Annotated in this window: 6 protein-coding genes; 3 read left to right on the top strand and 3 right to left on the bottom strand. The window is 72.1% G+C overall.

Features of this window, described 5'->3' with window-relative positions; all coding sequences use genetic code 11:
• Positions 1-106 precede the first annotated feature (106 nt).
• Complete coding sequence (locus tag ABZ806_RS44405) at positions 107-760, top strand: TetR/AcrR family transcriptional regulator (protein WP_500225920.1); 654 nt, start codon at positions 107-109, stop codon at positions 758-760.
• Between the two features lie 82 nt (positions 761-842).
• Here ABZ806_RS44405 and ABZ806_RS44400 read toward each other — a convergent pair whose 3' ends face one another.
• The 3 genes from ABZ806_RS44400 to ABZ806_RS44390 form a co-directional block, all read right to left on the bottom strand.
• The gene (locus ABZ806_RS44400) at positions 843-2084 is read right to left on the bottom strand and encodes a hypothetical protein (RefSeq protein ID WP_500225919.1); all 1242 of its coding nucleotides are present in this window, start codon (positions 2082-2084) and stop codon (positions 843-845) included.
• Between the two features lie 145 nt (positions 2085-2229).
• Positions 2230-3483, bottom strand: coding sequence for a PucR-like N-terminal domain-containing protein (locus tag ABZ806_RS44395; RefSeq protein WP_500225918.1), 1254 nt, complete (start codon positions 3481-3483; stop codon positions 2230-2232).
• A gap of 258 nt (positions 3484-3741) precedes the next feature.
• Positions 3742-4935, bottom strand: a complete 1194-nt coding sequence (locus ABZ806_RS44390) for a PucR-like N-terminal domain-containing protein (protein WP_500225915.1) — start codon at positions 4933-4935, stop codon at positions 3742-3744.
• A gap of 387 nt (positions 4936-5322) precedes the next feature.
• On the opposite strand from ABZ806_RS44390, the gene ABZ806_RS44385 reads away from it, so the two are divergent.
• Together ABZ806_RS44385 and ABZ806_RS44380 are read left to right on the top strand one after the other, a co-directional pair.
• Entirely contained in the window at positions 5323-6180 is an 858-nt protein-coding gene (locus ABZ806_RS44385) for a hypothetical protein (RefSeq protein ID WP_500225913.1), read from the top strand.
• 144 nt (positions 6181-6324) lie between these two features.
• A complete protein-coding gene (locus ABZ806_RS44380; protein ID WP_500225911.1) occupies positions 6325-7119 on the top strand; it encodes a hypothetical protein in 795 nt (264 codons plus the stop codon).
• Positions 7120-7428 lie beyond the last annotated feature (309 nt).

The following is a 7428-nucleotide window of genomic DNA, read 5'->3' as shown; positions in this document are numbered from 1 at the left end:
GCGTGTTGTTGTTATGGACGGCCCCATAACAACAACACGCCGCAGATCAACGGGGGCGGGGGCGGTGTGGGGGGTGGCCGGGGGCGGGGGGTGGCAGCATGGGGGGATGCGGACGAGCAGGACGCGGCAGGGGAACGGCACCTCCAACGGCGACGGGACGGCGGGCGGCGGGCGGCAGTGGGCCCGCGCCGACGCCACCCGGCAGGCGCTGCTGAGCGCGGCGCAGCAGGTCTTCGCCGACCGCGGCTACGCCGACGCGGGCATCGCCGAGATCGTCGAGCGGTCCGGGATCAGCGTCGGCAGCCTCTACCACCACTACGGCGGCAAGGCCGGGCTGTACGTGGCGCTGTGGGAGGAGCTGAGCGCCGAGCAGGAGGCGAGCGCCGCGCAGGCGGTGTCCGCCGCCCGCAAGGACGGCGAGTCCGACCCGATCGCGCTGTTCACCGCCGGTGCCCGCGCCTACCTGCTGGTGTGCTGGGAGCGCCGCGAGGCGGCCCGGCTGTTCCTCGGCGGGGAGGGCCCGTCGGGGTCGTCGCTGATGCGCCGCAGCCGCGCCCAGCACTGGATCGCGCAGAACACCAAGCTGCTGCGCGGCGCCGGGCCGGGCGAGCCGGCGGGACGTCCGGAGAAGGTGCTGAGCCTGGTGCTCACCACGGTCATCGGCGAGGCCGGGCGGGAGATCGCCACGGCCGAGAGCGAGGCCGAGGCCGCCGAGATCATCGACGAGGTCTGCCGGATCCTGATCCGCCTGGCCCGCTGAGCCGGCCCGCTGAGCGGGGCGATCAGGGGCGGCGTCCTCAGGGGCGGGACGCTCGGGTGCGGCGCGCTCGGGGGCGGCGTGCTCAGGGGCGGGCCGTGCGGACCTGCGTGACGACCAGCCGGATCGGCGGGACGGGCTGCAGCGGGCGCGGCGGCCGGACGCGGGCGGGCTGCGGCGGCAGCGTGCGGAGCCGCGCCGCGGTCGGCCGCTTGCCCGCGAGCCGCGTGCGGGCGGCGCGCAGCCGCCGGCGCGTCACCCGCTGGACGCGGGCCTCGGTGCGGCGGAGGAGCCGCAGCCGGAGCAGCAGCAGTGTCACCGCGGCGCCGAGCGCGGCCAGGACGCCCGCCTGGAGCGCGGCCAGTTCTTCGAGCGAGAACGGCTCGCCGGGGATCCCGCTCAGGTTCGACACCGGGACGAGCGGCCCGGAGGCGGGCGCGATCTGCGGGGTGGCGGGCGCGATCGGCGGCAGCGCCACCTGCGGGCCCTTCATGCCGGCGAGCGGGTCGAAGGCGGGCGGCGTCAGCGCCGGGACGCCGGTGGGGAACCGGGTCGGGCTGATCCCGGGCGGCAGCGCGCCGGACGGGGACGTGACGATCAGCTTGTAGCTGCGGGACACGCTCCTGGCCTTGGCCGCCGACACCGCCGCGCGCACGGTGATCACGCCGGGTTTCGCGTTGGACGGGGCCCGCACGGTCGCGATCGCGCCGGCGCCGCCCGCTCCGACGCTGCCGAGGTTCTGCGTCCCGGGGCTGACCGTCGCGCCGGACGCCGACATCTTCAGCACGGTGCCGTTCGCGGTCGCGTTCGCCGACGCCACCCGCACGGTCGCGGTGATCGAGCCGCCGGGGCGCATCGTCGCCTCCGACACCGTCAGCGTGAGCGACAGCACGGGCGTCTTGGGCTTGGTCGGCGGGGTGGTCGGCGGGGTCGTCGGCGTCCCTGTCGGGGGGTCGGTGGGCGTGCCGGTCGGCGGGTCCGTCGGCGTCCCCGTCGGCGGATCGGTGGGCTCGCCGGTCGTCGGCGGATCCGTCGGTTCCTCGGTCACCGGCGGATCCGTCGGCGGGTCCGTCGGTTCCTCGGTCACCGGCGGGTCCGTGGGCGGGTCCGTCGTCGGCGGGTCCGTCGGCGGGTCGGTCGGTTCCTCGGTCACCGGCGGGTCGGTCGTGGGGGTGTCGGTGGTGGGCGGGTCGCTCGGCGTGTCGCTCACCGTCGTGGTCGGCGTGGGCGTGGTCTCGTCGGCGAGCACCGGGTGAACGCCGATGGCGCCGACGAGCGTGACCGCGCCGAGGCCGGCCAGGACCGAGACCGCCGATCGTGAGCGCACCCCGAACGCACCTCCATCGCCTCGCGGCCGTCCGCCGAAATTGCGTCGAATTTGATGGAAGCACGCGACGATTCGGCGGATCAACCCCGCGCGTCAAGGTCCGTTCGAGATGCTCATATTCGACCGGCCCCGTATTTGCGGTTTATCAACTGGTGCTTAATTCCGCGGGCGGTTCCCGGTCCCGTCCGGCGGCCGGCCGCGGCGCCGCGGCGGCCCGCTCGTGCAGCCGCATCGCGCGCAGCACCGCCTCGATCGCGAAGCGCGACTCGGAGTCGGCGAGCCGGTCGCCGAGCGTGCTCTCGACCTGCCGCATCCGGTAGCGGACGGTCTGCGGGTGGATGCCGAGCTCCGCGGCGATCTCGGTGGCGGTGCCGCGGGTCGTGAGCCAGGCGCGCAGCGTGTCCAGCAGCCGGTCGCGCTGCCGGGGGGCGAGGCCGTCCATCTCGCCGAGGTGGCGGCGGGCGAGCTGGCCGATGAGGGCCTGGTCGGACAGCAGCCAGATGGTGATGAGGTGGTCCTCGCAGTCGATCACCGGGGCGTATTCGAGCACGCCCGTCTCCACCAGGTGCAGCGCGTTGCGCGCCCACCGCAGCGAGTCGGCGACGCCGGTGGGCGGCACCGGGATGCCCATCACGAGCTGCCCGTCGGGCAGGACGCGGAGCAGGGCCTGCCGCCGCTCGGGGGTCGGCCGCCCGGGGACGACGAGGAACGGCTGGGTGGAGGTGAGGTCGGCGAGGACGTCACTGTCCAGCGCGGCCCGGACGTAGCGGGCGCCGGGCGGGGCGACGACGGCGGTCACCTCGTCCGGGACCGTCCAGCCGGCCTGCTCGGCGGCCTCGGCCAGCACGCGGGGCGCGCCGGGCGGGCGCAGCAGCAGTTCCAGCAGCCGCCGCCGGTGCGCCTGGGCCTCGCCGTCTGGGCGGGCGTCCAGGTAGCCCTCCAGCGCGAGCGCGGCGAGCTCGTCGATGTAGGCGAACAGCGCGTCGGCGAGCTGCGCCATGACCTCGGGCGCCACCCGGCGGCGCGGCCCGACCTTCATGACGCGGCGCCAGGCGACCTGCGCGCCGATGCGCAGCGCGGCCTGGAGGGTGTCGAGCGTCCGCCCCTCCTGGGCCTCGAAGCGGCCGAGCCTGCGGTAGGTCTCGTGGTGGCGCTCGCGGGGCGCGAGCGGGTTCGCGACCCGGTCGACGAAGTCGGCGAGGGCGCGCTCGACGCCGATCCGCAGCGCCTCGACGTAGGGGTCCTTGAGCGGCCGCCCGTACTCGGGGATCGACCGGCGCACCTCGTCGATGATCTCCTGCGCAAGACTGGGCAGTTCCGGCCGCATCAGCAGGGCGAGCCGGCGCGGGAGCCTGGCCCGGCGATCCACCGTCCCCCGCGTTAAAGCCTGCTGTGCCATGGGCACACCTCCAAGGCGCCGCCGCCGCGGACCGGGGCATGTCGCCGGGCGGGGGCACCCGGCCGTCCGGACGGTCGACCGTATGGCGTAACGCGGGCGGGCGCGCCGAGCGGGGGACCCCAGCACACCCCCCGCTTTCTGTGAGTTGAAGCACATTGAACTTAGATCAAATACGGTCCGTCAAGGTAAATGGAAGGTAAAATCAGCAGTCTGTGGCGTTGCCGCCACATTCGGCTTCCAATTAGGACGTGCTCTCTGTCAGGGCGCTCGCCGCTCCCGCATTCGATGGGCGCGCAGCACCGCGTCGAGCACGAAACGCGCCGCCGGGTCGGTCAGCTGCCGGTCGAAGGTGACGCTGATCTGCCGCATCCGGTAGCGGACGGTCTGCGGGTGCAGCCGGAGCCGGCGGGCCGCCTCCACCGCGTTCCCCTGCGCCTCCAGCCACGCCCCCAGGGTTTCGGTCATGCGCATACGCCGGGTCCGCGGCATGCCGGCCAGCGCGGCGAGTTCGCGGCGGGCGAGCTGGTCGAGCAGCGGACCGTCCGACAGCAGCCACAGCTCCAGCAGGTGCCGCTCGCACAGCGTCGGGCCGCCGTCCTCCAGCAGGCCCGCCTCGACGAGGGTGAGGGCGCGCCGCGCCCAGCGCAGCGAGTCGCCCGCCTCCTCCAGCGGGACGGTCAGCCCCACCGCGAACCGGCGTTCGGGCAGGGCCCGGCCGAGCATCGCCGCGCGCTCGGCGCCGTATCCGCCGGGGATCAGCAGGTGGGGGGCGGCGTCGGCGAGGTTCACCAGCACGTCCGCGTCGAGCGCCTCGCGGATGCAGCGGGCCCCGGTCGGCATCGCGACCATCGCCGCCGTGTCCGGCGGCTCCCAGCCGGCCGCCTTCGCCGACCGGGCGAGCGCACCGGTCGCCGCGCCCGGCCGGAGCACGAGCCGCAGCAGCCGCCGCCTGTCGCCGGGCGGCTCGTCGCCCGCCGACCGCACCTCCAGATACCCCTGGACGGACAGGGAGGCCAGCTCGTCGTTGTAGGCGAACAGCGCCTCGGCCAGCCGGGTCATGACCTCGGCGGGCAGCCGTTTGTCGCGCGCGACGGCCGCCACCCGCCGCCACGCGACCTGCACCCCGACCCGGTAGGCGGCCTGGAGCGCGTCCAGCGTCCGGCCCTCGTAGGCCACGGTGCGGCCGAGTTCGCGGCACAGCTCGTCGCGGCGCTCGTGGCCGACGCCGTTGCCGGAGACCTGGTTCAGGAAGGCGGCCATGGTCTGCTCGACGGTGACCCGGAACGCGTCGGGCACCGCTCCCCCGTCCCGCGGCGCGTACTCGGGCACCGCCCGCCGGATCTCCCCCATGATCTCCCCGGCCAGCGACGGCAGCTCGGCGCTGAGGATCGCGATGACCTGCGGCGGCAAGGCCCCGGGACGGCCCCCTCTGCCGGTGAGGGTCTCCGTCATTCGGTCCCCCTCCCGTCCCGGAAATTCCGCATGATTAAACGGTAGCCCAGGATTATCGTGGGCTGCACCATTCCGGACGATATCTACGCGGGAGTAATAACGCCGGTACTCACCAGGAGACAAAAGCGCGCACACCAAATGATCAGCGAACGACAATGCCACCGGAATACCGCAGCCGACCCGTTACAGCCGTCACTCGCGCCCCGTCCGCCGATCGGCGCGGCAGGAGTCCCGGCGAGCCGCCGCCCGACCGCGAGGCGTCGCCGGATCACTCGGAGCCGGCCGTCACAGCCCGCCGCAGTCGGAACTATGGCCACAACTCCGCCATAGCGCCATGTAACGATTTTCCCTCACCGTAGTCAGTCAGACACCGTTAGTGTCCGTGTCATGCCCTCCGCCGACCACGAGCTGCCGATCGCCCTGCTCAAGGACCAGCCCGCGCTGGCTCCCGAGCTGCTGCAGGCCGTATCTGGCATCAAACCCCCCGAATACGAACACATCGGACTTGGATCGGACACCTTCACCGACAACTACCCGACCGAGTACCGGGCCGACACGGTCGTCATCCTGGGCGAGCCGAAGCGCCCGGACCTCGCGATCGTCGTGGAGAACCAGCTCAGACCGGATCCGCGCAAGCGTTTCGTCTGGCCGGTATACCTGTCCACGCTGCGCGCCCGCCGCGAGTGCCCGGTGACGCTGCTGGTGCTGTGCCCGGACAAGGCCACGTCCGCCTGGTGCCGCATGCCGATCGAGACCGGGCACGAGGGATGGGCCCTGCGCCCCTGGGTATTGAACCTCGCCGAGGCCCCCGAGATCACCGACGTGGAGAAGGCACGCGCGCTGCCGGAACTGGCGATCCTGTGCACCCCCGCCAACGCGGACGGCCCTCATCAGAGAGAAGTCCTGACCGCCTTCGCCGAGGCTCTGGAGGTCACGGACCGCGACAGGGGCAGCAAGTACCATGACTACGTGCGGTCGAAGCTCTCCGAAGCCGCGCGAGACTGCTTGGAGGAGATCATGCAAGCGGACGTCTACGAGTGGCAGAGCGACTTCGCCCTCAAGCACATAGCCGAGGGCAAGGCCAAGGGCGAAGCCAAGTCAATCCTCAGAGCCCTCGAACTACGCGGGCTCACCGTCGACGATGAGTCGCGGAAGCGCATCACCAGCTGCACGGACCTGGAGCAGCTCGACGCCTGGTTCTCCCGCGCCATGTCCGCTCGGACCGTCGACGAGATCTTCGACTGACACGCGCACCTCCGGACCGCGGTTCGCCCCTCGACGGCGGGCCGCGGTTCTGCATCCGGGAGACCGCCAGAGACAATTCCGTCATTACATCATGTAGCGTTTTTCTCGCCCCGCCGTCACCCGAGTACCGTTAGCGTCCATCTCGTGCCCCCCGTCAAATATGACAAGTTGCGCGACATGATTCGGGAACGTCCCGACCTGGTGGTGGAACTGTTCCAGGAGGCGTCCGGGATCGAGCTCCCTCGGTACGATCTGATCTCGGTCCCGTGGATAGGTTTCGTCGACCAAATGGCGACCGTCCTCATCGGTGACCCGGATCAGCCGGACCTCATGATTCATGTGGAGCTCCTCTCCGAGATCATCCCGGAGAGGCGTTACTCCTGGCCGTCCTACTTAGCGCGTCACCGGGCCCATTACAAGTGCCCGGTCACCATGGTGGTCCTGTGTCCGGACGAGGCCACGGCCGAATGGTGCCGCCAGCCGATCGAGTGCGGGCTCGATGATGGATGGGTCCTGCGGCCCTGGGCGCTGAACCTCGCCGACGTACCCGCCGTCACCGACCTCGACAAAGCCCGTGCGATGCCGGAACTGACCGTGCTGAGCATCCTCGCCCACGCTGACGGGCCGGATCAGGACGCCGTCCTCACAGCCTTCGCCGAAGCGATGTCGGTCGTGGACCCCGGAGACGCCTGGCGGTACCAGCGGTACATACGGTCACAACTCTCCGCGGCCGCGCGATCCCGCCTGGATGAGATCAGCTATGCCAGAGGCAAGGCGGAGGGGGGCGCAGAAGTACTCTTCACCGTCCTGGACACACTCGGTTTCACTGTCGACGATGCCCTCCGTAAGCGCATCACCACCTGCCGGGACTACGACCAGATCCGGACCTGGATGCGTCGCGCCTTCAAGTCCCAGACCCTGGACGAGATCTTCGGCTGACGCGCGCATGCGCGCGACCCGCGGCTCGGCCCTCGGCGTCGAGCCGCACTTTTCCGGCGTCCGTACGCTGCGCGCAGGCCAGCCGCACGGCAACTCTGCGGCGGCCGCCATACCGGACGCGCTCGGGCGTTGGAGTCTCGCGCCAAACACCTGCTGTGCGGGGCGGGGCGACCGGCACCGCGGAGGTGGAGTCGCCCGCCGTCGGATGCAGGAGGGCGAGCAGATGCGGCACGTCGGCCACCCACGGGCCGCTGCGTTGATCTGCGGCGTGTTGTTGTTTTGTGGGGGTTCATAACAACAACACGCCGC

This window comes from Spirillospora sp. NPDC047418 (genome assembly GCF_040643275.1).
In the GTDB taxonomy this organism is placed as follows: Bacteria; Actinomycetota; Actinomycetes; order Streptosporangiales; family Streptosporangiaceae; genus Spirillospora.
This window is presented reverse-complemented; position numbering and strand designations above follow the sequence as displayed.